This window comes from Photobacterium sp. DA100 (assembly GCF_029223585.1).
GTDB lineage: Bacteria > Pseudomonadota > Gammaproteobacteria > Enterobacterales > Vibrionaceae > Photobacterium.
In genome coordinates, this window is record NZ_CP119423.1 from 3,007,759 (window position 1) to 3,031,043 (window position 23,285).

At 49.6% G+C, this 23,285-nt stretch carries 30 protein-coding genes; 16 read left to right on the forward strand and 14 right to left on the reverse strand.

Annotated features, from left to right (window positions below):
• Positions 1–102 precede the first annotated feature (102 nt).
• From PTW35_RS13710 to crr, 3 genes are read left to right on the forward strand one after another with little or no spacing between them, the layout of a single operon-like run.
• The gene (locus PTW35_RS13710) at positions 103–360 is read left to right on the forward strand and encodes an HPr family phosphocarrier protein (protein WP_039460664.1); all 258 of its coding nucleotides are present in this window, start codon (positions 103–105) and stop codon (positions 358–360) included.
• Between the two features lie 53 nt (positions 361–413).
• Complete coding sequence (gene ptsI, locus PTW35_RS13715) at positions 414–2,141, forward strand: phosphoenolpyruvate-protein phosphotransferase PtsI (protein WP_281025474.1); 1,728 nt, start codon at positions 414–416, stop codon at positions 2,139–2,141.
• 40 nt (positions 2,142–2,181) lie between these two features.
• A complete protein-coding gene (gene crr / locus PTW35_RS13720) occupies positions 2,182–2,691 on the forward strand; it encodes a PTS glucose transporter subunit IIA (protein ID WP_039460662.1) in 510 nt (169 codons plus the stop codon).
• A 7-nt stretch (positions 2,692–2,698) separates the two neighbouring features.
• Here the strand turns inward: crr and PTW35_RS13725 are convergent, their stop codons facing one another.
• Positions 2,699–2,824, reverse strand: coding sequence for a hypothetical protein (locus PTW35_RS13725; RefSeq protein WP_281025475.1), 126 nt, complete (start codon positions 2,822–2,824; stop codon positions 2,699–2,701).
• A 136-nt stretch (positions 2,825–2,960) separates the two neighbouring features.
• Between PTW35_RS13725 and PTW35_RS13730 the strand changes: the two genes are divergently transcribed.
• On the forward strand, positions 2,961–3,851 hold the full coding sequence (locus PTW35_RS13730) for a hypothetical protein (RefSeq protein WP_281025476.1): 891 nt from the start codon (positions 2,961–2,963) through the stop codon (positions 3,849–3,851).
• A 139-nt stretch (positions 3,852–3,990) separates the two neighbouring features.
• Here PTW35_RS13730 and PTW35_RS13735 read toward each other — a convergent pair whose 3' ends face one another.
• Positions 3,991–4,887, reverse strand: a complete 897-nt coding sequence (locus PTW35_RS13735; protein WP_281025477.1) for a Dyp-type peroxidase — start codon at positions 4,885–4,887, stop codon at positions 3,991–3,993.
• Positions 4,888–5,357: 470 nt separating this feature from the next.
• On the opposite strand from PTW35_RS13735, the gene PTW35_RS13740 reads away from it, so the two are divergent.
• Positions 5,358–5,672: a hypothetical protein gene (locus PTW35_RS13740; protein WP_281025478.1), complete on the forward strand. Its 315-nt coding sequence runs from the start codon at positions 5,358–5,360 to the stop codon at positions 5,670–5,672.
• Between the two features lie 100 nt (positions 5,673–5,772).
• Here the strand turns inward: PTW35_RS13740 and PTW35_RS13745 are convergent, their stop codons facing one another.
• Entirely contained in the window at positions 5,773–6,183 is a 411-nt protein-coding gene (locus PTW35_RS13745; RefSeq protein WP_044624028.1) for a hypothetical protein, read from the reverse strand.
• Between the two features lie 5 nt (positions 6,184–6,188).
• Positions 6,189–6,650 (reverse strand): DUF2919 domain-containing protein, encoded by a 462-nt coding sequence (locus PTW35_RS13750; protein WP_044624029.1) that lies wholly within the window; start codon positions 6,648–6,650, stop codon positions 6,189–6,191.
• Between the two features lie 496 nt (positions 6,651–7,146).
• On the opposite strand from PTW35_RS13750, the gene PTW35_RS13755 reads away from it, so the two are divergent.
• From PTW35_RS13755 to PTW35_RS13765, 3 genes are all read left to right on the forward strand, one after another.
• Positions 7,147–7,494 (forward strand): DUF2956 domain-containing protein, encoded by a 348-nt coding sequence (locus PTW35_RS13755; protein ID WP_281025479.1) that lies wholly within the window; start codon positions 7,147–7,149, stop codon positions 7,492–7,494.
• A gap of 19 nt (positions 7,495–7,513) precedes the next feature.
• Positions 7,514–7,972 carry a DUF1499 domain-containing protein gene (locus tag PTW35_RS13760; RefSeq protein WP_281025480.1) on the forward strand — a complete coding sequence of 153 codons (459 nt, stop codon included), beginning with the start codon at positions 7,514–7,516 and terminating at the stop codon, positions 7,970–7,972.
• Between the two features lie 80 nt (positions 7,973–8,052).
• Complete coding sequence (locus PTW35_RS13765; RefSeq protein ID WP_281025481.1) at positions 8,053–8,250, forward strand: hypothetical protein; 198 nt, start codon at positions 8,053–8,055, stop codon at positions 8,248–8,250.
• Between the two features lie 58 nt (positions 8,251–8,308).
• Here PTW35_RS13765 and PTW35_RS13770 read toward each other — a convergent pair whose 3' ends face one another.
• From PTW35_RS13770 to napF, 6 genes are all read right to left on the reverse strand, one after another.
• Positions 8,309–8,443, reverse strand: a complete 135-nt coding sequence (locus PTW35_RS13770) for a TIGR02808 family protein (protein ID WP_082008502.1) — start codon at positions 8,441–8,443, stop codon at positions 8,309–8,311.
• A 20-nt stretch (positions 8,444–8,463) separates the two neighbouring features.
• On the reverse strand, positions 8,464–9,039 hold the full coding sequence (locus PTW35_RS13775) for a NapC/NirT family cytochrome c (protein ID WP_039460654.1): 576 nt from the start codon (positions 9,037–9,039) through the stop codon (positions 8,464–8,466).
• Positions 9,040–9,070: 31 nt separating this feature from the next.
• Positions 9,071–9,538: a nitrate reductase cytochrome c-type subunit gene (locus PTW35_RS13780; RefSeq protein WP_039460653.1), complete on the reverse strand. Its 468-nt coding sequence runs from the start codon at positions 9,536–9,538 to the stop codon at positions 9,071–9,073.
• A gap of 88 nt (positions 9,539–9,626) precedes the next feature.
• Entirely contained in the window at positions 9,627–12,113 is a 2,487-nt protein-coding gene (gene napA, locus PTW35_RS13785) for a periplasmic nitrate reductase subunit alpha (RefSeq protein WP_281025483.1), read from the reverse strand.
• Positions 12,110–12,382, reverse strand: a complete 273-nt coding sequence (locus PTW35_RS13790) for a chaperone NapD (RefSeq protein ID WP_044624032.1) — start codon at positions 12,380–12,382, stop codon at positions 12,110–12,112. Before PTW35_RS13790 ends, napA begins: the two co-directional genes overlap by 4 nt.
• Positions 12,383–12,384: 2 nt before the next feature.
• Positions 12,385–12,876, reverse strand: a complete 492-nt coding sequence (gene napF, locus PTW35_RS13795) for a ferredoxin-type protein NapF (protein WP_281025484.1) — start codon at positions 12,874–12,876, stop codon at positions 12,385–12,387.
• Positions 12,877–13,260: 384 nt separating this feature from the next.
• On the opposite strand from napF, the gene narQ reads away from it, so the two are divergent.
• Genes narQ through PTW35_RS13810 form a run of 3 tightly spaced genes read left to right on the forward strand, consistent with a single transcriptional unit; the run spans position 13,261 to position 15,921 of the window.
• Positions 13,261–14,958 carry a nitrate/nitrite two-component system sensor histidine kinase NarQ gene (gene narQ / locus PTW35_RS13800; protein ID WP_281025485.1) on the forward strand — a complete coding sequence of 566 codons (1,698 nt, stop codon included), beginning with the start codon at positions 13,261–13,263 and terminating at the stop codon, positions 14,956–14,958.
• A 4-nt stretch (positions 14,959–14,962) separates the two neighbouring features.
• Positions 14,963–15,589: a response regulator gene (locus PTW35_RS13805; RefSeq protein ID WP_044624035.1), complete on the forward strand. Its 627-nt coding sequence runs from the start codon at positions 14,963–14,965 to the stop codon at positions 15,587–15,589.
• Positions 15,589–15,921, forward strand: coding sequence for a DUF4156 domain-containing protein (locus PTW35_RS13810; protein WP_281025486.1), 333 nt, complete (start codon positions 15,589–15,591; stop codon positions 15,919–15,921). Before PTW35_RS13805 ends, PTW35_RS13810 begins: the two co-directional genes overlap by 1 nt.
• A gap of 40 nt (positions 15,922–15,961) precedes the next feature.
• On the opposite strand, the gene PTW35_RS13815 is transcribed toward PTW35_RS13810, so the two are convergent.
• Together PTW35_RS13815 and ompW are read right to left on the reverse strand one after the other, a co-directional pair.
• Entirely contained in the window at positions 15,962–16,243 is a 282-nt protein-coding gene (locus PTW35_RS13815; RefSeq protein ID WP_281025487.1) for a helix-turn-helix domain-containing protein, read from the reverse strand.
• A gap of 242 nt (positions 16,244–16,485) precedes the next feature.
• Positions 16,486–17,124: an outer membrane protein OmpW gene (gene ompW, locus PTW35_RS13820; protein ID WP_281025488.1), complete on the reverse strand. Its 639-nt coding sequence runs from the start codon at positions 17,122–17,124 to the stop codon at positions 16,486–16,488.
• Between the two features lie 415 nt (positions 17,125–17,539).
• Between ompW and PTW35_RS13825 the strand changes: the two genes are divergently transcribed.
• The 5 genes from PTW35_RS13825 (at position 17,540) to PTW35_RS13845 (ending at position 20,448) form a co-directional block, all read left to right on the forward strand.
• Positions 17,540–17,938, forward strand: a complete 399-nt coding sequence (locus tag PTW35_RS13825; protein WP_281025489.1) for an MAPEG family protein — start codon at positions 17,540–17,542, stop codon at positions 17,936–17,938.
• Positions 17,939–18,011: 73 nt separating this feature from the next.
• Complete coding sequence (locus PTW35_RS13830) at positions 18,012–18,365, forward strand: ArsC family reductase (protein WP_281025490.1); 354 nt, start codon at positions 18,012–18,014, stop codon at positions 18,363–18,365.
• 14 nt (positions 18,366–18,379) lie between these two features.
• On the forward strand, positions 18,380–19,510 hold the full coding sequence (dapE, locus tag PTW35_RS13835; RefSeq protein WP_281025491.1) for a succinyl-diaminopimelate desuccinylase: 1,131 nt from the start codon (positions 18,380–18,382) through the stop codon (positions 19,508–19,510).
• Complete coding sequence (locus PTW35_RS13840; RefSeq protein WP_281025492.1) at positions 19,510–20,220, forward strand: M15 family metallopeptidase; 711 nt, start codon at positions 19,510–19,512, stop codon at positions 20,218–20,220. Before dapE ends, PTW35_RS13840 begins: the two co-directional genes overlap by 1 nt.
• On the forward strand, positions 20,221–20,448 hold the full coding sequence (locus PTW35_RS13845; RefSeq protein ID WP_039460638.1) for a DUF2897 family protein: 228 nt from the start codon (positions 20,221–20,223) through the stop codon (positions 20,446–20,448).
• Between the two features lie 269 nt (positions 20,449–20,717).
• Here the strand turns inward: PTW35_RS13845 and PTW35_RS13850 are convergent, their stop codons facing one another.
• A complete protein-coding gene (locus PTW35_RS13850; protein ID WP_281025493.1) occupies positions 20,718–21,974 on the reverse strand; it encodes a glutamate-5-semialdehyde dehydrogenase in 1,257 nt (418 codons plus the stop codon).
• A 29-nt stretch (positions 21,975–22,003) separates the two neighbouring features.
• Positions 22,004–23,194 carry a glutamate 5-kinase gene (gene proB / locus PTW35_RS13855; protein ID WP_281025494.1) on the reverse strand — a complete coding sequence of 397 codons (1,191 nt, stop codon included), beginning with the start codon at positions 23,192–23,194 and terminating at the stop codon, positions 22,004–22,006.
• Positions 23,195–23,285 lie beyond the last annotated feature (91 nt).

Sequence of the window (23,285 nt, forward strand, 5' to 3'; positions counted from 1 at the left end):
TGGGTAGTTTATAATCCCAGATAGCGAGCTTAGCATAAACAGGTTAAGCTTACTTTCAGTTACGTTAATATTAAATAAATAATATCTATATCGGGGTGAAAAATGTATCAGAAGCAAGTTGAGATCACTGCAGAAAACGGTCTACACACTCGTCCAGCGGCTCAGTTCGTTAAAGAAGCTAAAGCTTTCGACGCTGACATCACAGTGACTTCAAACGGCAAAAGCGCAAGCGCTAAGAGCCTATTCAAGCTTCAGACTCTAGGTCTAGTAAAAGGCACAGTAGTTACTATCGCTGCTGAAGGTGCTCAAGCTCAACAAGCTGTTGACCACCTAGTTGCTCTAATGGACGAACTGCACTAATACGCAGTCCGTTTATTACTTCCCCTAGTTTTAAGTCAATTTAAGGTAAGGCTATGATTTCAGGTATCCTGGCATCTCCTGGTATTGCTTTCGGTAAAGCACTACTTCTGCAGGAAGAAGAGATTGTTCTAAACAAAACTCCAATCGCTGCAGACCAAATCGAGAACGAAATTCAGCGTTTCTTCGATGCTCGAAAAAAATCTTCTGAGCAACTAGAAGTTATCAAAGAAAAAGCACGTGCGACCTTCGGTGAAGAGAAGGAAGCAATCTTTGAAGGCCACATCATGCTGCTGGAAGATGAAGAGCTTGAAGAAGAAATCATAGCCTTCATTAAAGACAACAATGCTTCAGCTGATCTTGCTATTCACTCTATCATTGAAGAGCAAGCTACGACGCTAGAATCATTGGATGATGAATACCTGAAAGAGCGCGCAACGGACATCCGTGATATCGGTAACCGCTTTGTGAAAAACGCACTGGGTATCAGCATCGTAAACCTAAGCGCTATCAACGAAGAAGTGATCCTGGTTGCTAACGACCTGACTCCTTCTGAAACGGCGCAAATCAACCTAGATTACGTACTTGGCTTCATCACTGATATCGGTGGTCGTACTTCGCACACCTCTATCATGGCCCGTTCTCTAGAGCTACCTGCCATCGTAGGTACTAACAACATCACAGCTCAGGTTAAGAACGGCGATATGCTGATTCTTGATGCAATCAACAACAAGATTGTAATCAACCCATCTGACGCTGAACTAACCAAATTCAAAGCGATCCGTGACGCGCACGTTGCCGAGAAAGAAGAGCTGGCCAAGCTAAAAGACCTGCCAGCTATCACGCTTGACGGCAAGCAAGTGGAAGTATGCGGCAACATCGGTACAGTAAAAGACTGTGACGGCGTTAACCGTAACGGCGGTGAAGGTGTAGGCCTGTACCGTACCGAGTTCCTGTTCATGGACCGCGACGCACTTCCTACCGAGGAAGAGCAGTACGCAGCTTACAAAGAAGTTGCGGAAGCAATGCATGGCGAGCCAGTGATCATCCGTACTATGGATATCGGTGGTGACAAAGATCTACCGTACATGGATCTGCCACAAGAAATGAACCCATTCCTAGGCTGGCGTGCGGTTCGTATCAGCCTTGACCGTCGCGAAATCCTACGTGACCAGCTACGCGGCATCCTACGTGCATCTGCACACGGTAAGATCCGTATCATGTTCCCGATGATTATCTCTGTTGAGGAAATCCGCGAACTGAAAGCTGCAATTGAAGAGTACAAAGCAGAGCTTCGTGCTGAAGGCCACGCGTTCGATGAAAACATCGAGATCGGTGTAATGGTTGAGACCCCTGCAGCTGCAGCAATTGCTCACCACTTGGCAAAAGAAGTTGAGTTCTTTAGTATTGGTACTAACGACTTAACCCAGTATACTCTTGCTGTTGACCGTGGTAATGAGCTGATTTCTCACCTTTACAACCCACTATCACCTGCAGTCCTAACTGTGATCAAGCAAGTTATCGACGCTTCTCACAAAGAAGGCAAGTGGACAGGTATGTGTGGCGAGCTAGCGGGTGATGAGCGTGCAACCCTACTACTACTAGGTATGGGTCTGGACGAGTTCAGCATGAGTGGAATTTCGATTCCTCGCGTTAAGAAGATTATCCGCAACGCTAATTTTGCTGACGTTAAAGCAATGGCTGAGCAGGCGCTTGCTATGCCTACTGCTGCTGAAATTGAAGCTCACGTAGAAAAATTCATCGCAGAAAAGACCATCTGCTAATATAGCTGCAGATAAAATAACAACGCTTAGGAGCAACGATATGGGTCTGTTTGACAAATTGAAGAAGCTGGTTTCTGATGACAACACTGAAGCTGGTGCTATCGAAATCATCGCACCACTATCTGGTGAAATCGTAAACATCGAAGATGTGCCAGATGTTGTTTTCGCAGAGAAAATCGTTGGTGACGGTATCGCTATCAAACCTGCTGGCAACAAAATGGTTGCACCAGTAAACGGTACTATCGGCAAGATCTTCGAAACTAACCACGCTTTCTCTATCGAGTCTGACGACGGCATCGAGCTATTCGTTCACTTCGGTATCGACACTGTTGAACTGAAAGGTGAAGGCTTCACTCGCATCGCTGAAGAAGGCCAAACAGTTAAAGTCGGTGACACTATCATCGAATTCGATCTAGCGCTTCTAGAAGAGAAAGCGAAATCAACTCTTACTCCAGTTGTTATCTCTAACATGGACGAAATCAAAGAGCTGAACAAACTTTCTGGCGCAACAACTGTGGGTGAAACTCCAGTTCTTCGCATCAAGAAGTAAGATTGTCTCAATCTTTGCTAAAAGCGCTGCCCTCGGGCGGCGCTTTTTGTTTTTCCATTTTCAGCAGCATAAATACGCCAAAAAGTACCGCAAATAAGTCGCCCTCCTCACCTAAAAACAGACGTTTAATCAAAGGCAGCCTATCTTTTTGTATAAATAACATTCAGCACTATAATTTATTGGGTTATCAATAAAATAATAAGCAATGTTAGTGATTTCTTGTGCTCTCTAACCGGAATCACGAAATTTTATTCAAAATGGAGTTAACGGTGATGTTACAACGGTTAGTATTAGGGTGTTTTCTGATCACATGTTCCTACTTTTCACTGGCCACTCCGATTTCGTGCCTGGATATCGGTAACGGAAACGGCTCAGCAGACATGAGCTGTGTGGTTAATTCAGGAGACATATACACATGGCAGGCTGCCGATCCCGTCACCCCGTCCGCTGAGAAGTCATATACCCATACTATCGGCCGGCTTGCTAATGACCGAGTTGAAGATGTCGCCAGTGTTCTCGCTTTTTTATTTGATACCGGAATTTCAACTAGCGGAGGCGTTAACCCTCAATATTGGAATTTTCTCCTGGATCCTACCGGCAGCCAAACCGAGCTCAATTTAATGGGCAAATCGGACGACAATTATGGCTCGCTTACCGATGCAGGAGGGTTTACGAGTGGCACATTCTCTATCCCAGATCCGGCCACAATCATGACCGTCAAAAGTGCAACCTCCTTTTCCATAAACATTTTCAGTTCACAGCAGCAGCAAGGGGATTGGTCGACAGCAGGGATCAGCAATGGTGGAGCTAACCAGCCGGCATTGTCTCATATCTCTTTTTGGGAAAGTGGTTCTTTACTCAGTACCTATTTAGCTTCCATCCCAACACCGTCTCTGCTAACTACTTTGACTCCCCCTCTGGACCCTACCCCTTCACCTTCAACGCTGACTTCATTAAGTCCTCCTTTGGCGACAGTTCCTGCGCTTTTTTCCCTGACGCTGTTGGGTCCTTCTACTGCACCTATTCCTACACTCGCTTCCTTCACTGCACCAGCAACCCCCTCAGCGGCGATCTCAGAGCCACCTTCGTCTGCTTTATTTTCTCTCGCCCTACTGTTAACTGGGTTCTCTCGTTTTCGGCAGATAACGCGCAACGGTTGATTTGATGCACCATAGCGCATCGAGAGTAAGCTGAGTGAATTGCCGTTCATAAAAACGGGAGCCAAATGGCTCCCGTTGACTGTCACAGCGCGAAGCGAAACCCTTAACACTGTTGTGAAGCTAGGCTCCGCCCCTAATCCTATAGCGAGTTAAGTATCTCTACCGATGGCGCAAAGAAGTAAGCCCCGGTTACCGCCGTGGTAAAACGCAGCAGCTGATCGGTTTTGCCGTCTGTATGACCATACATACTCTCCAGCATAGCTTTGAAGTTGTGTTGAGTATGGCAATAAGCAATGAACAGCAGACCGTGATCGCCGCTTACACAGCCATATGGCAAGCTGTGGCGGACAATCTTCAGTCCCTTGCCTTCTTCCTTGATATCAACACGACCAACATGTGATGCGGCCGGTACATCATCCAGCTCAACCGAGTCAGGTTTGGTACGACCAACCACTTTCTCCTGCGCCTGAATGTTCAAGCGGTTCCAAGCCGGTAGGTTGTGAACAAAACGCTGCAGCATCACAAAACTACCACCGACAAAGTCACCCTCTTTGATCAGGGCAACGTCTTGGCGAGACTCTGGGGTGTTCGGATTCTCGGTACCGTCAATGAAATCGGTCATATCGCGCGAATCAAGGTATTTGAAACCGTAGGTCTCATCCATGATTTCAACATGCTCGGCGATAGGCGAGACAAACTGGCGCAGCAAGTAGAAGTTCAAGTCATGGCGACTGGAGTTAAGGTGCAGCAGCACATCGCCACCGGTTGCCGGTGCAGTGATCTCTCCTTCACCTAGCGGGACAAACTCCTCGAACTCGACAGGCGAGCCTTTTTCCAATGAGGTCCAGAACGCCTTACCAAAAGCAATACTGGCTCTAAGCTCAGCCCCCGGCTGCTGGCTGTTGATCTCATCAACCAGAGTGTGGACTTGTTTACAACGCTCAACAAGCGCCTTGGTATCACCTGTTGCCTTCATAACAACATACAATGCGAACGGTCCTGCTTCAGGCAAAATCAGAGGTTGTGCCGTAGCCATATATTTCTCCTAACTTATTATCATCGCTGATACCCAACTTGGGCATACAACATTATGCAGTTCAAAGTATAACGAGAATAGCTTAAGGAAAGTTGATCATTATCAGCAGAGCAGGATTACATAAGGCAAATCAATATCTCCCAAACGTTTAGCCAATTCTCGCCCTCTCCGGCCATGGGGAAATGACACCACTACCAAAAAACGCTTTATTGTTCAATTTGTGTCTATTTTGACCTGTTATACTAGGGCAAAACCTATACACCCAAGCGACTTCAAGAGGCCGGTTCAGCGAGAATTTATAAGTATCAGCCCACCCACTCCTGCGTTGAAGCTTTTTGAAAGGGAATGCCATTCCTACAAACCTTCGCTTTGGATTGAATGGGCTGATGACCCTCTGAATCCAGCACCTTGAAGTAACTTGGGTATAGAAGCACAACGATTTAGCTCAAACCAATAATAAGGATAAGATCATGGAAACGGGTTCATCATCATTTCCGACCAAAGAGGTCGCTGGTACCCTCTACCAAGCAAATCAGACCCAAAAACTGGTAGATATTCACCAGGCCAGCATGAACAAGTTCGAAGACGATCCGCAGGAAGATCCGGATACCGTCGTCATCACGGCCGACACCAAAGCACAGACCCAAGAAGAGCAATTGATCATCAAGAAAAAAGTCGCCGATGCGATAAACGATCACCTGCCTAACAAGCCTGACTTCTACAGCCAGAGCATCACCCCGGATCCCGGCACAGGCAGCGGCAATGTGCTTGATACCTCTGTATAAATCTGCTGGCTGAGCACAACATCAGAAGCTACAGAAGACCCAAAAACAAAAAGCCCGCTGTTGCGGGCTTTTTTAGTATAGGGTGCGGGCAGTAAATACCTTACACCGACGTCACTTCGACCTGGAGCTTCACTTGCTTATCGCCGTTGTTGTCCAAGCCTTCAAACATGGTCGGAGTATTCAGGCCCGTTGACAATGTTGGCGACACCAGTGTACGCCAGCCACCATCATCAAGACGCTCCTGGACCTTGAACGCAATTTTGACCTCTTCGGCCGAGACCTCCAGCAGCTCTGCGCTTCCGACCAGTTCCCGGCGACTATCTTCACTATCGATATTACTACCAAAAAAGACCGTCTCTTCACCAGGCAGTAGTGACAGTGAGGTATTAACGGACTGGGTACTTCCAGACGCACCAGTCAGTTCAAAATTCACATCTAATAGCCAGTCGGCCATGGCTAACGGGCTTAGCAGTGCGCTGAACAGCACCAACCCTTTACCCCAGTCATTCATTGTCTTTACCTCTCTACGGGCTTGTCCGCAAATGTATTTCTGACCCTGGAGCTTCTGAGCAGGTACCCTCCAAGCCAGAATGTCAGCAGTAGGCTGACCGCCCGGGTCCAGCTGAAGGCCCCGTGGGTCAACATCAGCTGATACATTTGCAAAACACAATCTGTTGTATAACTCAGCAGCAGGATCCCTTTCCCATGCAGCCATACGAAATTAATTAGTTTTTTATTTTTGTGGCGGTATCCGGCCATCCACATATAGATAAGTGCCGGAAGGCCTAATAGCATTGCCAGATAAAGGTTATCTCGCAACGGATATAAAATCTCCAAGACCTGGGCCCCTTGTTCGCGGCTTGCGCCCGCCATGACAAAAACCACCCAGCCTTTGGCACTGAACAACCAACACAGCCATAACATGGTCGAAGGTTTCAACAAGCCATGCTTGTCATAGGCGTCTATCGGATATATCACTTACTTTCCCCGTTTCTCACTGCTTACTGTGCAATGGAGGCTTACCCCTGATATTTCAATAGCCAACTTTGTCTATGGCCATTGTGGGGATCATTCTAAAGCGGGACCGATATAACAACACTGTTCAGTACTAGGCACACCTTAATCTATCTGGTCGCAACTACCAGCCAAAGTGGTAAATTCTGTGGTTCAACGCACTATTTGGGTAGTCGTCTTGTCGACATGATCACGTTTTGTGGGATGAGAATGACGAATTTTCTAGTTTTCTTACAAAAGTCACATCAGAAATAAATATGCTCAGTTTCTAACGCTTTAGTGGAATATCCATTAATATTCATTGTGTTAATGAATATTTTACCACCATTACCCCTTGTTCAGTTTCTGTTCATACAATGTAAGATTCCTACCACTTTGGAAGGGGGGAAAAGACAGAAAAGTGCCAATTGATATTGGCAGCGGTATAATCGACCCAAAGAAATCATGGATCGGACAAACAATGGCAACCAGCAAAAATCAAGGGGCACCGTCCCCAGAGACCCAAGCAGAGGCAATGAAGATTGCCCGTGCGACGCAAAAACCAGGCCAGACCAAAGAACAGACCAAGCTGATCGCTCAAGGGATCCAGCACGGTATTGAGCAATATAAGAAACAACAAAAAGCCAAAGCCCGCGAGCGGGACAAGCTGCGTAAAAAACAAGCCAGAGATAAATCGCAAGATATTGAACAGCCCGCTACAGATGCGCCAGCAGCAGAACAAGTGGTTGTGAGTAAACAACATTGGCTGCCCTGGCTATTGCTTATTGCCTCTTGGGTTGGGTTTATTGGCTACCTTCAATTCGGTTAACGCATATGAGGATTCATGGATGACTCAACAACAAAGTTTTCGTTATTTTCCTCTGCTAGCACTTCTGACTGTTCTCACCGGGTGCGGCAGCCCGGATTCTGCCTACAGCCACACGGTAAAAGTCAATCAAATCTGTGGTGAGAAACCAAACTGTGTCAGCACGCTGGATAACCGCGAAGAGCACGCTTTGGCCCCTTTTGAACTCAGTAAAACAGGGCTGGAGCAATGGGCGCATATCGAGAAACTAGCGCTTTCCCTTCCCGGTGCCTCCCTCGCTAAGCGCACTGACGATTACCTTCATGTAGAGTGCACCAGCAAAGTTTTCCGCTTTGTTGATGATTTTGAGGTACAACGGCAATCAGGGCAGCTTACCGTCCGCTCGGAATCCCGGACGGGATATTCCGATTTCGGTGTCAACCGTAAGCGCGCCGAGGCATTCCGGAAGCTGTTGGCACAAGAAGGTTACCTGAAAAATTAGCCATAGCAGGCACACTCTTACAGTTGCAAATAATTCTCACTTAGATCTAAAATAAGCTCAATGGCAAATGGAGGATCGAGATGAGTATCGCCAGTTATTTGATGTTCGGCATCTTGGGATTCCTTACCATGCTCGTGATCCAAGGGCTAGAAGCTGCTGTTCAGATCCCTGGAGCTTCCTCAGCGCTCACGTCGTGGTTAGCGATTTATGGCACTTGGTTAGCCATTATTGCCCATGGGGTTTATCTGTGGTGCAAAAACCCATCCCACAGACATTAAAAAAAGCCATGCAGCATATGCATGGCTTTGTTTTTATTCGGCAAACTAAACACTACCGTTAGATATTTTTGTCCTTACCCAGCGACAATAGCCAGATACAAATCACAGCTACCGCAGCAAAACCAGACAGGATGATTACAGGCATGGCTGCATAACCCAGTACATGCCAGATGATTGACTCTAATGTACTCATTGTTTCTCCTTATCTGAGGCTTACTGCCAGCCTTCAATACCAGACATATCAGGTAGTTTGTGGGCAATCCCCTTATGGCAATCTACACAGGTCTTATCGCCGGACGCCAATGCCGTAGAGTGCTGTTTCGCGCTGCGGCTTCCCTGCTCAGAGAAGTCCATGTACTCAAACTCGTGACAGTTTCGGCACTCCTGTGAGTCATTTTCCTTCATCCGGTGCCACTCGCGGTTAGCAAGATAGCCCCGACGTTCCTCAAACTTCTCTTCGGTACTGATCGTCCCCATCGCATATGCCACCAACTCTTTCGATGCCTGAACCTTACGAACAATTTTATCGGTCCAGTTATGTGGCACGTGACAATCAGAACAAATCGCGCGGACACCTGAGCGGTTGGCAAAGTGTACCGTTTCACGGATCTCTTTAACGATCGGAGCGTGACAGCCAGCACAGAACTCTTCGGTGTTGGTCGCTTCCATACCGGTGTTGAATGCCCCCCAGAACAGCAAGCCGCCCATGAAGCCCATGAACAACACCAAACCGACAGCGACCTTACTCGGAGATGTCAGTCGACGCCAAAACGTTTTCAATAGTTTCATCTTATAGCCCCTTTAGCACTGATGGCTATAATTAGCGCAACGCATCAACACGCTGGAAGTCATTTTCAACCAACGGCTTAGCATCTGCTTGTGGTACGTGACACTGCAAACAGAAGTAACGTGCTGGTGACACATCTGACAATACCTGACCTTCACGTGGTGACTGGTAGTGTGTCACGCTGATCTTAGTCGCCCCCATTTCGTTGGCATTTTTCCAGCTATGACAGGCTAGACACTTATTGGCATTTTTCGACACTTCGTAATTTCGGATCGTATGCGGTACCAAAGGTGGCTGGTAAACATAATCGCTATCGATCGTACCCTGATCGCGAGGGTAGCGCTTCATCGGATCCGCCGCGCGGGTCGCTTCCAGTTCGCTGGCACCACGTAGTGACTCCAGACCACCGATACCCCCCGGATTGTGCAGCTCTTCTGCACTATGCACAGCACCAGCCAGCATCATGCCAAATGCCATTACTGCTAGAACTAATCGTTTCATTGTATTCTCCGCCTACAGGCTAAATTCAGGTCAAGGTAGGGCTGTCCGGCAAATAGCCAGACAACCAACCTCTTCAATTTGTTGCTATTTATACTTTGGTGATCTTCACAGGACACTTCTTGAAGTCGGTCTGCTTGGATAGCGGATCGGTTGCATCAAGAATCAACTTGTTCACCAAAATACGGGCATCAAAGAATGGAATGAATACCAAGCCCACAGGTGGACGGTTACGACCACGGGTCTCAACACGGCAGCGAACTTCACCACGGCGAGAAGCAACCAGTACTTCATCACCACGACGCAGGCCTCGTGACGCGGCATCATCCGGGTGGATGTAACACAGTGCATCCGGAACCGCTTTGTAAAGCTCAGGAACGCGGCGAGTCATGGTGCCGGTATGCCAGTGCTCAAGTACACGGCCAGTTGACATCCAAAGGTCATATTCTTCATCTGGTACTTCGGGTGCTGGCTCAAATGGCGCAAAGATGATGTTTGCCTTGCCGTCTTTGTGGCCGTAGAAGCGGAAGCCTTCACCTGCGGGTACATATGGATCCGAGCCTTCAGCAAAACGCCACTGGGTCTCTTTGCCGTCAACAACCGGCCAGCGAAGACCGCGCACCTGATGGTATGTGTCGTATGGTGCCAAGTCGTGCGCTTTACCACGACCGAACGCCGCATATTCTTCGAACAGACCTTTCTGGACGTAGAAGCCTTGTGCTTTAGCGTCATCGTTCAATGGCTGGGTTTCAGACATTGGGAATTTATCAACCTGACCGTTACGGAACAGGATGTCATACATGGTCTTGCCACGGTACTGCGGTGCTTTCGCCAGTAGCTCTTCGCCCCACACTTCCTCAACCTTGAAGCGCTTGGAGAACTCCATGATCTGCCAAAGGTCAGACTTAGACTCGCCCTGGGTTTCAACCTGCTGGTACCATGCTTGGGTACGACGCTCTGCGTTGCCGTAAGCACCTTCCTTCTCGACCCACATCGCGGTAGGAAGAACAAGGTCAGCAGCCTGAGCCGTTGCGGTTGGGTATGGGTCAGAACATACGATAAAGTTCTCTGGGTTACGGTAGCCCGGCAGACGCTCCTGGTTGATGTTCGGGCCTGCCTGCATGTTGTTGTTACACATTACCCAGTAGGCATTCATCTTGCCGTCCTTGAGCATACGGTCGTGCAAGACGGCGTGGTAACCCGGCTTCGGTGGAATCGTGCCTTCCGGCAGTTTCCAAATCTTCTCGGCAACCGCACGGTGCTTAGGATTCGCAACCACCATGTCTGCAGGCAGGCGGTGTGCAAAAGTACCCACTTCACGCGCCGTACCACATGCCGATGGCTGGCCCGTTAGCGAGAATGGGCTGTTGCCCGGCTGAGAAATCTTACCGGTTAGCAGGTGGATGTTGTACACCAGGCTGTTCATCCACACACCACGGGTGTGCTGGTTCATGCCCATGGTCCACAGTGACATCACCTTGGTATTAGGGTCTGCGTACTGCTTCGCCAGCTCGATCAGCTTCTCTTGCGGAACACCCGACATTTCAGACGCTTTCTCGACGGTGTACTCTGCAACAGAGGCCTTGTACTCTTCGAATGTCATGGCATGCATGGCACCAGAGTTGGCATTTTTCGCTTTCTTCTGGCGAGGGTCTTCGTCACGCAGGCCGTAACCGATATCGGTATCGGCACGCTTGAAGTTGGTGTGCTTGTTGACGAAGTCCCAGTTAACTGCATCGTTCTGGATGATGTAGTTAGCGATGAAGTTACCAATTGCAAGGTCAGTTTGCGGCTCGAAGATCATGCCGTTGTCAGCCAGCTCGAACGAACGGTGGTAGTACGTCGACAACACGTTTACTTTCACGTGCGGGTTGCTCAGACGGCGGTCAGTCAAACGGGTCCACAAAACTGGGTGCATTTCCGCCATGTTCGAGCCCCAAAGCACGAACGAGTCCGCATTTTCGAAGTCATCGTAACAGCCCATCGGCTCATCGATACCAAAGGTACGCATGAAGCCCACTACGGCAGATGCCATACAGTGGCGTGCATTCGGGTCGATGTTGTTAGAGCGGAAGCCGGCCTTCATCATCTTCGCTGCGGCATAGCCTTCCATTACGGTCCACTGGCCTGAGCCAAACATACCTACGCCCGATGGACCATGCTTTTTAAGTGCTTCTTTCCATTTCTCGGCCATCACATCGAACGCCTGATCCCAAGAGACTGGCTGGAAGTCGCCATCTTTATGGAACTTGCCGTCTTTCATACGCAGCATTGGTGACTGCAGACGATCCCGGCCGTACATGATTTTCGACAGGAAGTAACCCTTGATACAGTTCAGGCCCTTGTTGACCGGCGCTTCCGGATCACCCTGAGTCGCCACAACACGACCATTCTGTGTACCGACTAGTACTGAACAACCTGTACCACAAAAACGACAAGGCGCTTTATCCCACTTAATTTTGGTTTCGTCAGAACTAACAATTAAGTTAGTTGCTGATGCTGGCAGCGAGATCCCCGCTACAGCTGCTGCCGATGCAGCGGCGTTTGCTTTCACAAACGCACGTCTTGTCATTTTCATGAATCTTCCTCAGATTGCGAGTCGAAGTGTTCGATTTGGTGATACACTAAAAACGTGGTTAAAACGTGTTCTAAGTTATTGATTTTATCTATGGTGTCAGTCACGTAGCCCTGGTTTTCGGTTTCCAGAACCACAATGATCTTCCCTTCTTCACTGTCGCCGTAAATTTCCGCATTCGGCATTACAGCAATCTGCTCTTTGACAGAGGCCAGATACGCCGGCTTGACATGAACAACCAAACTGGAAATGTGTACTTCTTGTAATGCCATCGCTAACTCTCTTCGTTATCGTTATTCACCATGGTAATTGCCGATGCCGGGCAGACCGACACACATGCACCACACCCCGTGCAAACTGAGCTCTCCAGCTCAGGACGGGCAACACAGCCCGGTTGCAGTTTGAACCGAATCGCCATCACCTCGCACGCATCACCGCAGCTTCGGCACTCAATGTTGTGGTGGGCCAGGCAACCCTCATTAACCTGTGCCACCAAAGGCCATGGCTGCTCTGATTGCGGCTGAAACAGCGGCTCGGGACAAGCCTCGGCACAGCGGTAACAGAATGTGCATTCACCACGCTGAAAGTCGACGGAAGGAAAACCTCCGTCGCCTTTGGCAATAATTTGTGTTTCACATGCATTGATACACTTGTTGCACCGGGTACAGGTGTCGGTGAAAATCTCTTCTTCGACCACCCAGGGCATCCGCTGCAGGTCAGGCTTGCGACGCCGTGTCAGTAATCGACGACGGGAACGATCAAACATTGACTCTATCCTTCGTAAAATATTATTAATAAAAATAGTGATTACGGGCAGCAGCTTGGCTATACAAAGCAAGGTGTACCAATAGACAGCTTCAATGAATTACAACAAATAATCACAAGCTGTCATTTTTTTACACGACAAGTGTAAATCCCGTAATAAATGCTTAAATACCTAGTAAGGGCTAATTGGGGGTTAAATTTGTCTTGGATCAATAAATTTAAATGCTCAGCCTCTCAGTATAAAAAAGCTATGTTTTATCGAAGGTGGCTACTACTCACCCCATTTGCATCGAAAACCACCAGTCTGTCTATTAAATGTAGACCAGATTAAAATAGAAAAGCGTATTCAACTTATCTTTAAGATAGCGTTTTAAAAGGAAAATCTGTGAAAAACAGGCCTCTAAAGCCCGTCACTACCACTATTGCCAGGGCGATGCTCGCAATCCTGCTTCTTTCCGTGGTGACCACCAGCTTTGCCTTACTGACTTTGGCTTCCAGTTTGAATGATGCCGAAGCGGTCAACGTCTCCGGCTCATTGCGCATGCAGAGTTACCGATTGGCTTATGATATCCAGACCCAGTCGCCTCACCTTCAAGCACACCTGGATATGTTTGAGAAGTCCTTGTTTTCGCCTTCAATGGCGGCACTGGAACACTGGACGGTACCGACCAATATCAAGATGCACTACTACAACTTGATTGGCCGCTGGGAAGACTTACACCCTTTGCTGCATAACGGAAATGAACGGCTATTTCTCAGCGAAGTCGCAAATTTTGTCGACCGTATCGACCAATTTGTCTACGAGTTACAGGAATTTTCCATCATCAAGCTACAGCTCCTGTCGATCGTCGGCGGGCTGGGACTGAGTTTGATCCTCATTGCCGCGCTGTTCACTATCCATTTTACCCAGCGCAAAATCGTCACCCCGCTTAACCAAATGGTCATTGCCAGTGAGCAAATCCAAGAAGGCAAGTTCGACCTTACCCTCGATGTCAAAAGTGACAACGAGCTGGGCATCCTGGCCGGCACGTTTACGACCATGGCGACCGAGCTCGGCAAGCTATACCGGAACCTGGAAAAAAAAGTCGATGAAAAAACCCGCCGCCTGCGCCAAGCCAACGAATCGTTACAGGTGCTGTATGACTGCTCGCAAGAGCTGTCGCAAAGCCGCTTAAGTACCAAGAACTTTGCGGTGATGCTCGATACTCTGCTGGCCATTGAGGGGCTGACCGCAGCCAAGCTGCTCATCGAAGAGAGCAGTGGCAACAATACTGAAATCCTCGCCGGTGAACCATCGGGCAACAACTGGCATTACCACGACCTCGAGCTCGACGGCCAGGTACTGGGCCAATTATGGTGGCAAGACACCCTCCCTTGCCCCGATAAGAACCTGATTGAAAACATCTCTCGCACGCTGGCCCGTGGGATCTACTACAACCGTGCCCAGAAGCAGTCAGAGCAGTTATTATTGATGGAGGAGCGTGCTACGATTGCGCGCGAGTTGCATGACTCCCTTGCCCAGTCTCTGTCGTACCTTAAAATTCAAGTCACCCTGCTCAAAAGGCAGCTAGGGCAAGGCGATCAGACGCAGACCATGGCAATTATCAGTGATATTGACCAAGGGCTCTCCGGGGCTTATACCCAGTTACGGGAGCTACTAAGTACCTTCCGGCTCACAATCAAGGAAGCAAACTTTGGTGAAGCATTGGTAGAAATGCTAAAACCTCTAGAAGAACAGAGCGATGCTTTATTGATAATAGATAACCAGCTTTCATCACTGAGTCTGGATGCCCATCATCAGGTGCACTTATTGCAACTGATCAGAGAAGCAGTACTCAATGCCATCAAGCATGCACAAGCTGATGAAATCATTATTACCTGCCAGCAAGATAACGAGACTGTGACGATCAATATCAGCGATGACGGAATAGGTTTTGATCCGGCCGATGAAAAACTCAATCATTACGGCCTAGCAATTATGACCGAGCGGGCTTCACGCCTTCACGGTACACTGGAAATCAATACAACCAAGGACTCTGGCAGCAAAGTCACCCTTCAGTTTCAGCCTGAGTCCCAAGGATAACAATATGACGTGTTGGAAAATTATGATTGTTGATGATCACCCCTTGATGCGCCGGGGGATCAGCCAACTTCTAAGCTTTGAAAACGACTTCGAGATGGTTGGCGAAGCCAGCAACGGCGCTGATGCCGTCGTGCTCGCGCAGGAAAAAGAACCAGACCTGATCCTGCTCGATCTGAACATGAAGGGGATGTCAGGCCTTGATACCCTCAATGCCATGCGCGCGGAAGGCATCCAGGCCCGCATAGTCGTACTCACGGTCTCTGACAGCCGTTCAGATGTCAAAGCCCTAGTCAATGCCGGGGCCGATGGCTACTTGTTGAAAGATACCGAGCCAGATCAACTCATTGCCTTATTAAAACAAGCCATGTGCGGTGGCCAGGCCTTCAGTGATTTAGTACGTGAATATCTGGCCGACAGCGCCGAGCAAGACTCGCTGCTCGATACCCTGACGGATCGGGAAATGCAGATCCTAAAAGAGGTGGCTAAGGGCTACCGCAACAAGCAAATTGCCGATAACCTGTTCATTTCAGAGGCAACCGTCAAGGTCCATATGAAGAGCTTGCTGAAAAAGCTGCAGGTGAAATCCAGGACAGCAGCTACCGTTCTTTATCTAGAGTCGCAGGGACAATAATGATCAAAACAAGGCCACGGCTTTTACTGCTGCCGGCAATAATGCTGGCAGGATGCAGTACGACGCCACTGTCAGACAATGCCGGAGGGGTCGCACTGACCTGGGATGCCAATGATATACGCAACACCTGCGAAAGACGGGGAACACTTATCGGCTCCCAAGGCAGTTGGTACAACTATTGGTTCATCAGCGATAGGGATCTTACTCGGGGGGCATTGAACCAGCTGCAAAATCAAGCTTATGAGCTTGGTGCGAACAAGGTATCACTATACAGCCCACCCGACTTCTCAACATCAGTGACCCTGATAGGCAATGCCTACTATTGCGAATAGTTTCAGCAATAAAAAAACCGCACAAGTGCGGTTTTTTTCATCAACTCGACACGGAAGAGATAATATCCCTTTCTTTCGATTCAACCCAATTGACATCAAATGGTCCCCAGTCGCTCAGTTGGTAATAGCCATCATTATGACGCTTACCGTCTTGGACAAAGGCCAACTCAATGCCAAACCCCGGCAGGGCTTTAAGAACATCCTGAATGGTACGTCGCGGCCAACCGGTAATTTCAATCAGCTTAGGAACATTGGGACGATCTAGCTGCTCAACGAGCAAAGCAAGATAAAGACGACGGGCAAAAACCGGATTCAATTCCATTGAGACCTCCATAATTTGAGGTTTTTATTATTCCGACTTCTGCCTACGGGGTGTTGAGTTTGATCAATATGAAGGAGGATTTCCCGGTTTTGGTCGTGATTTTCGGTGATCTAGGTCGCAAAACATCAGAACATGTCATTCCAGAAACAAAAAATACATGTTTAAACAACAACTTGAAAAATCACACAATTAGGCGCAAACCCCATTGCGCCTTAATTGCATTTTCCGCTTATTTGGCTCAATTAAAAGCTATAGCCTGCCGTGACCATAAAAATCCACGGGTCGATATCGGTACTGATTTTCTGGGGCTCGCCACCGGCCTTGAACTTCACATCAGTACCGATATCGGCGTACCACACTGAAGCGCCGAAGAACCAGTTATCCTGCACCTGGTAGTCAATACCGACATTGGCCGCCAGACCCCATGAATCTTCCAATTTAAGATCACTCAACTGGGCACTTTTACCGGTACCATTAAAATCTTCATTGAAGAAAGTGGTGTAGTTGAGACCAGCACCGACATACGGGCGGAATTTGCTACTGCTGTCCATAAAATAGTACTGAAGCATCAGTGTCGGTGGCAGGTGTTCAACTTCTGCAATTTTACCAACACCGTTTAGCGAAACACTGTGCCTGAACGGGGTTGCCGCCAGCAGCTCAACACTGATGTTGTCTGTCAGCATATATCCCACAGTAATACCCAGCTGGGTGTTTGAATCGATGCCAAACTCACCGAGACCAAGTACATCATCACTGCTTTCGTTCGGAACCACCGTTGCCGTACCGGCACGGACCAAGATGTCACCTTGCTTGTGTGCCATAGCCTGAGGGGCAACCATCATTGCGGCTAGGATAGCGACGGTACATAGATTCTTTTTCATTATTATTGACTCCATTCCTTTTGAATCCCGACATGGGGAAAAATTGGGCTTCACGTTAAGCGGCTCAAAATGTAACCATTTAGAAACACAACAGCATTGATTGAAATCAATTTATAAAAATTAGCAATAACAAATAACTTTTGATACAGATCAATTACTTGCAATAACAGTTTTGCACGAAAGAAATGGGCGGCAAAAATGTGACCAACACCACCCGAAAAACAGTTAATAGTTCGCAGAAATAGCAATCCATCAAGAACAAACACAGAAGCTAACAGCACTTTTTTGTTATCGATAAATATGCTTATACATGCTTATCAATACTCATTCCGTAGCTTGTCACCTATACTTGGGTCAAATCAGTACTCACTGTGACAGCTTCTACTTCGTAGGTCCCCACCACCAAGGAGCAACTATGACCCCTGCATTCTGGTGTATTATCGTCATGATCCTGATTAACTATTTTCTGGCGGGGATCGGGGGGTGGTTGACCGTACGCCAAACCGGCAAACTCGATATCAATCAACCTCGCATCCAAGACCGCGGACTCACCGGCGCTGCCGCCAGGGTAAAAGCGGCCCAGGCCAATGGCTGGGAGATCCTGCCGGTATTCTCAAGCTGTGTCTTCATTGCTCACCTGGCTGGGGTACCCGCCCATGAATCCGCCCTCCCCGCCTACCTCTTCGTCATCAGCCGAGTACTCTATTTCATCTGCTACGCCTTCAAGCTCAGCCCATGGCGCACCATCATCTTCGTCCTCGGGATCCTGACCAATATCTGGCTGATCAAACTGGCTATTCACTACGGCAGCTGAAGCCGTTGCACCCCATGGCTATTCCCGCTATAAAGGGAGACCAAGTTCACAAAACAAGTCAGCCAGAATAACTATGAGTACAATTGCTTACGGCATCAAAAATTGCGACACCATCAAGAAAATGAAGAAGTGGCTAGAAGCCGAAAATATCGAATACACCTTCCATGACTACCGTGTCGACGGCCTTGACCGTGGCATGCTGGAGCAGTTCGAGGCCGAGCTGGGCTGGGAGGCCATGGTCAACAAGCGCGGCACTACCTACCGCCAGCTGAGCGACGAGCAAAAAGCCGGCTTGAACCAGCAAAGCGCCATCGAATTGATGCTGGAGTACCCGGCAATGATCAAGCGCCCGCTGCTGGTCCACAACAACGGCTACCATTTGGGCTTCAAGCCGGCCCAGTACCAAGAAATTTTCCACACCCATTAAGAAAGGATACAAGGATGTCAGATAGCCCGGTTCTCGCCCTGGCGAAAGACTTTATCAGCCGCCAGTCAGTGACCCCTGAAGATGCTGGCTGCCAGGACGTGATGATTGCGCGCCTGGAAAAGCTTGGCTTTAAGATCGAAACCATGGTGTTTGAAGATACCACCAACCTATGGGCCCGTCGCGGCACGGAAGCTCCGCTGTTTGTCTTTGCTGGCCATACCGATGTGGTTCCCGCGGGCAATCTCGACAAGTGGCATACTGCACCTTTCGAGCCTACCATCATCGATGGTTATCTCCACGGCCGAGGGGCAGCCGATATGAAAGGCTCGCTGGCCTGTATGATTGTGGCGATTGAGCGCTTCCTTGCCGATAACCCTGATCACAATGGCTCTATCGCCTTGCTGATCACCTCCGACGAAGAAGGCCCGTTCATCAACGGTACCACCCGGGTGATTGATACCCTAGAAGCCCGTAATGAAAAGATCGACATGTGCATTGTTGGTGAACCGTCGAGCACTCACTCTGTTGGTGATGTGGTGAAGAACGGCCGCCGTGGCTCGATCACTGGTGATGTCAATATCAAGGGCACCCAGGGCCATGTCGCCTACCCGCACCTTGCCGACAACCCGGTTCACCGTGCCATGCCGGCACTGGCCGAACTGGCAGCGACAACCTGGGACAACGGCAATGCCTACTTCCCACCGACGAGCTTTCAAATCGCCAACCTGTCAGCCGGCACCGGCGCGTCGAACGTGATCCCGGGTGAGTTCCATGTCCAGTTCAACTTCCGTTTCAGCACCGAGCTGACCGCTGATGATATCAAGCGCAAGGTCCACTCCGTGCTCGATGCCCACGGCCTTGATTATGACCTAGCCTGGACCTTCAGCGGCCACCCATTCCTGACCGACGAAGGCACCTTGCTTGAAGCCGTGGTTGAAGCCATCGAAGAAGTGAACCACAAAAAACCAGAGCTGCTGACCACAGGCGGTACCTCTGACGGACGCTTCATTGCCCGTACCGGTGCACAGGTTATCGAGCTCGGCCCAGTCAACGCAACCATCCACAAGGTCAATGAATGCGTGAAGGTCGCCGATCTGGAAAAACTCACCGACATGTACCAAAAAGTGATGGAAAAAATCCTTTAATGGTTAATCACCCAACCCAAGCCCGGCAGCACAGTGCCGGGCAACTGACCGGGCAAGAGACCAGCCATCTGGTCTCATTAAACCCGTCTGGTGGCCACCCATTCGTCCACCAGCAAATGCTGCCTGCCTTTGTGGCCCTCCAACAGGCGGCTAAACAGGCGGGTTTCGATCTTCAAATAGCCAGTGCTTTCCGTCCGTTCGAGCGCCAGCTGCTGATTTGGAACAACAAGTTTTCCGGCAAGCGGCCGCTGCTCGATAGCAACAGCCAGCCGCTTGACCCAAGCTCTCTTACTGAGCTAGAAAAAATCCACGCGATAATGCGCTGGTCAGCCCTGCCCGGTGCCAGCCGCCACCACTGGGGCACCGACATTGATGTCTACGCGGCAAACTGCCTGCCGGAAGGCGAACAGCTACAGCTGGAACCTTGGGAGTACCAAACTGGAGGTCACCAAGCGGCATTCAGCCAATGGCTCAGTGGCAATATGGTACACTTTGGCTTCTACCAGCCCTATGCAGAAGATCGTCATGGCGTAGCCTGTGAGCCTTGGCATATCAGCTACTTCCCGGTTAGCAAATATTTACTTTCACAGCTCACGCCAGACCTGCTCAAGCGCACACTTAGCCAATCGGAGCTTGCAGGAAAGTCGCACATCCTGGAAAACCTTGATAGTCTCTATAGTAGGTACATAGAGAATATCTGTGAGGTGTAAATGGAATGGCTACTCAACCCGTGGGTTATCAGCATCATCGTCGTCAGCGTGGTGGTCAGTAACATTGCGGCGCTGAAATACACCGCTAACATGAAATTTGGCTACAAGGACAAAGTCAAATACATGTACGACAAAAACAAGCGCGAGCAAGAACTTGATGAGCTGATCGAAAAGCAAGCTGCTAACGACGAGAACAAAGACTTAAAGAATCTCAAAGATCAGGCATAAAAAAACGAGAGCATCACGCTCTCGTTTTTTTATATCTAAATCAATCTGGCTCAAAGCTATTTGGAGCAATGAGTTCTAAGTCAGCTCACCAAGAACAAAGAACAAGCGCGAAGCTTACGATGGTAAATGAGCACTGCTCTACCCAGCTATCATTGCTTGTTGTTTTATCTAAGCCAGTTCATGTGAGAGCCAAGAGGAAGCGCGGAGTTTACGGATGTAAATGAGCACTTCCGATGCAGTTATCGCATTAACTGGCGACGATAAATCAATTAAGCTCGAGGGAGGTAGTCTGCGACGCCTACCCACTTATAGCTCGTCAGCTCCTCCAGCCCCATAGGGCCACGAGCATGCAGCTTCTGGGTCGATACGGCCACTTCAGCACCGAGGCCGAACTGCGCTCCATCGGTAAAGCGCGTTGATGCGTTGACGTAAACAGCCGCCGAGCCTGCCGCATTGACGAAGCGCTCTGCTGCCATCAAATCATTGGTCATGATGGCATCGGAATGGCTGGCATTATGCTTGCGCATGTGAGCGATGGCTTCTTCCACATCTTTGACGATCTTGATCCCGAGGGTAAAGCTTAGCCATTCGGTATCATAGTCACCTTCGGCGACACGGCGCAGGCTTGCTGCTTTACCTTCAAGCAACTCATAGGCACTTTCGTCAGCGACCATATCCACATGGCTGGCATTGAGGCGCTCTGCTAGGCGAGGCAAGAAAGCTTCTGCTACCTTCTCGTGCACCAACAAGGTATCCAGCGCATTACAGGCCGACGGACGCTGCACCTTGGCATTCTCTACCACGTCCAATGTACGGGAGAGATCAGCGGTTGCATCAACGTAAACATGGCTGATACCGAAACCACCGATGATCACAGGGATGGTACTGTTCTCCTTACACATCTTGTGCAAGCCTGCACCACCGCGAGGGATGATCATATCGACATACTGATCCATCTTCAGCAACTGGGAAACCAGTTCGCGATCTGGCTTTTCGATATACTGAACCGATGCCGTTGGTAGGCCGGCTTTCTCCAATGCGACCTGGATCACTTTGACCAGCTCCATATTAGAGTGGAAAGTTTCACGGCCGCCGCGCAAGATGCTGGCATTGCCGGTTTTCAGGCACAATGCCGCAATATCAATGGTGACATTCGGGCGCGCTTCATAGATCACGCCAACCACGCCGAGAGGAACGCGACGACGGCTCAGGCGCATGCCGTTTTCCAGCACCTTGCTGTCCAGTTCGGCCCCGACAGGATCATTTAGACTGATCACATTACGGACATCGTTGGCAATCCCCGCCAGGCGATCAGCATTAAGCAGTAGGCGATCCACCAAGGCATCTGTCATGCCAGCTTCTTTGGCAGCAGCGATATCTTTGGCGTTGGCCGCCAAAATTACATCTTGGTTTGCCTCTAGCTCATCGGCGATCACGGCCAATGCGCGGTTTTTCTGTTCGGTTGCTGCTGTTGCGAGTTCAAAGGCAGCCTGTTGCGCCGCTTGGCCCATCAGTTCAAGATTCATATTCTTTTCCCTTACGGTTTCAATAGGTGTTAGATAACGACCAAGTCGTCTCGGTGTACAGCAACTGGGCCATATTCGTAACCCAACACCTGATAAATATCCTGGCTGTGTTTGCCGGCAATTTTTGCCAGATCTTTACTGGAATAACGGCTGATCCCACGGGCAAGCAGCTCACCTTGGGTATTGAAGATCCGAGCCACTTCACCACGCTCGAACTCGCCTTTCACTTCGCTGATCCCCTTCGACAGCAGGCTGCTACCGCGCAACTGCACGGCCGCCGCAGCACCTTGGTCGATCACGATATCACCGGCAGGCGGAGGCCCTGCCAAAATCCAGCGCTTACGGCTTTCCAGCGGCGACTCCAACGGCAAGAAGCGTGTCCCCACCGATGTTCCTTGGGCCAAGTCAGCGACGACATCGGGACGGCTACCAGCAGCGATGATCACTTCGATACCGGCACGGCGGGCAACATCCGCGGCCTGCAGTTTGGTTGCCATACCGCCGGTACCAAGGCCACCGACACTGCCACCGGCAATCTTGCGCAGGGTTTCATCAATGGTATGCACCTCACGGATCAACTCGGCCTCTGGGTTATTGCGCGGATCCGCGGTGAAAAGCCCCGGCTGGTCGGTGAGCAGCAGTAGTTTGTCGGCTCCCGCCAAAATGCCAACCAGCGCCGAAAGGTTGTCGTTATCCCCCACCTTGATCTCTGTCGTTGCGACGGCATCGTTCTCATTGACGACCGGGATAATACCGTTGTCCAGCAGGGCAACAATCATGTCGCGGGCATTGAGGTAGCGTTCACGATCGTCGAGGTCGGCACGGGTCAGCAGCATCTGCCCGACATGGAGGCCGTAAATACCGAACAAGCTCTCCCATTCCTGGATCAAGCGGCTCTGACCAACCGCCGCCAAAAGCTGCTTGCTGGCCATGTTTTTGGGCAGTTCGGGGTATCCTAAATGTTCGCGGCCGGCAGCAATGGCGCCGGAAGTTACGATAATGACTTTGTGGCCCTGACGGCGCAACTGTGCGCACTGACGGACCAATTCAACCATATGGGCACGGTCCAGCTTCAGCGTACCACCCGTCAATACGCTGGTACCCAGCTTGACGACGATAGTCTGTGAACGGTGCTTAAGCTCTTGGTTTTGAGACCCATCTTTAGAGTCTACGGTTACCAAGCCCTTGTTTTGATCATTTAGGATATTTGTCTCTGCCATGGGGATAAAACAAAAAGAATAAGTAGAATGATGTTGTATCAATACCCTCTATAAATCACAAGAAAAATGCGCCAATTAGGCGCATTTTTCT

Coding starts and splice junctions, on each gene's coding strand:
- PTW35_RS13710 (WP_039460664.1), top strand. CDS start 103: ATGTATCAGAAGCAAGTTGAGATCACTGCAGAAAACGGTCTACACACT.
- ptsI (WP_281025474.1), top strand. CDS start 414: ATGATTTCAGGTATCCTGGCATCTCCTGGTATTGCTTTCGGTAAAGCA.
- crr (WP_039460662.1), top strand. CDS start 2,182: ATGGGTCTGTTTGACAAATTGAAGAAGCTGGTTTCTGATGACAACACT.
- PTW35_RS13735 (WP_281025477.1), bottom strand. CDS start 4,887: ATGGCTACGGCACAACCTCTGATTTTGCCTGAAGCAGGACCGTTCGCA.
- PTW35_RS13740 (WP_281025478.1), top strand. CDS start 5,358: ATGGAAACGGGTTCATCATCATTTCCGACCAAAGAGGTCGCTGGTACC.
- PTW35_RS13745 (WP_044624028.1), bottom strand. CDS start 6,183: ATGAATGACTGGGGTAAAGGGTTGGTGCTGTTCAGCGCACTGCTAAGC.
- PTW35_RS13755 (WP_281025479.1), top strand. CDS start 7,147: ATGGCAACCAGCAAAAATCAAGGGGCACCGTCCCCAGAGACCCAAGCA.
- PTW35_RS13760 (WP_281025480.1), top strand. CDS start 7,514: ATGACTCAACAACAAAGTTTTCGTTATTTTCCTCTGCTAGCACTTCTG.
- PTW35_RS13765 (WP_281025481.1), top strand. CDS start 8,053: ATGAGTATCGCCAGTTATTTGATGTTCGGCATCTTGGGATTCCTTACC.
- PTW35_RS13770 (WP_082008502.1), bottom strand. CDS start 8,443: ATGAGTACATTAGAGTCAATCATCTGGCATGTACTGGGTTATGCAGCC.
- PTW35_RS13775 (WP_039460654.1), bottom strand. CDS start 9,039: ATGAAACTATTGAAAACGTTTTGGCGTCGACTGACATCTCCGAGTAAG.
- PTW35_RS13780 (WP_039460653.1), bottom strand. CDS start 9,538: ATGAAACGATTAGTTCTAGCAGTAATGGCATTTGGCATGATGCTGGCT.
- napA (WP_281025483.1), bottom strand. CDS start 12,113: ATGAAAATGACAAGACGTGCGTTTGTGAAAGCAAACGCCGCTGCATCG.
- PTW35_RS13790 (WP_044624032.1), bottom strand. CDS start 12,382: ATGGCATTACAAGAAGTACACATTTCCAGTTTGGTTGTTCATGTCAAG.
- napF (WP_281025484.1), bottom strand. CDS start 12,876: ATGTTTGATCGTTCCCGTCGTCGATTACTGACACGGCGTCGCAAGCCT.
- PTW35_RS13805 (WP_044624035.1), top strand. CDS start 14,963: ATGACGTGTTGGAAAATTATGATTGTTGATGATCACCCCTTGATGCGC.
- PTW35_RS13810 (WP_281025486.1), top strand. CDS start 15,589: ATGATCAAAACAAGGCCACGGCTTTTACTGCTGCCGGCAATAATGCTG.
- PTW35_RS13815 (WP_281025487.1), bottom strand. CDS start 16,243: ATGGAATTGAATCCGGTTTTTGCCCGTCGTCTTTATCTTGCTTTGCTC.
- ompW (WP_281025488.1), bottom strand. CDS start 17,124: ATGAAAAAGAATCTATGTACCGTCGCTATCCTAGCCGCAATGATGGTT.
- PTW35_RS13825 (WP_281025489.1), top strand. CDS start 17,540: ATGACCCCTGCATTCTGGTGTATTATCGTCATGATCCTGATTAACTAT.
- PTW35_RS13830 (WP_281025490.1), top strand. CDS start 18,012: ATGAGTACAATTGCTTACGGCATCAAAAATTGCGACACCATCAAGAAA.
- dapE (WP_281025491.1), top strand. CDS start 18,380: ATGTCAGATAGCCCGGTTCTCGCCCTGGCGAAAGACTTTATCAGCCGC.
- PTW35_RS13840 (WP_281025492.1), top strand. CDS start 19,510: ATGGTTAATCACCCAACCCAAGCCCGGCAGCACAGTGCCGGGCAACTG.
- PTW35_RS13845 (WP_039460638.1), top strand. CDS start 20,221: ATGGAATGGCTACTCAACCCGTGGGTTATCAGCATCATCGTCGTCAGC.
- PTW35_RS13850 (WP_281025493.1), bottom strand. CDS start 21,974: ATGAATCTTGAACTGATGGGCCAAGCGGCGCAACAGGCTGCCTTTGAA.
- proB (WP_281025494.1), bottom strand. CDS start 23,194: ATGGCAGAGACAAATATCCTAAATGATCAAAACAAGGGCTTGGTAACC.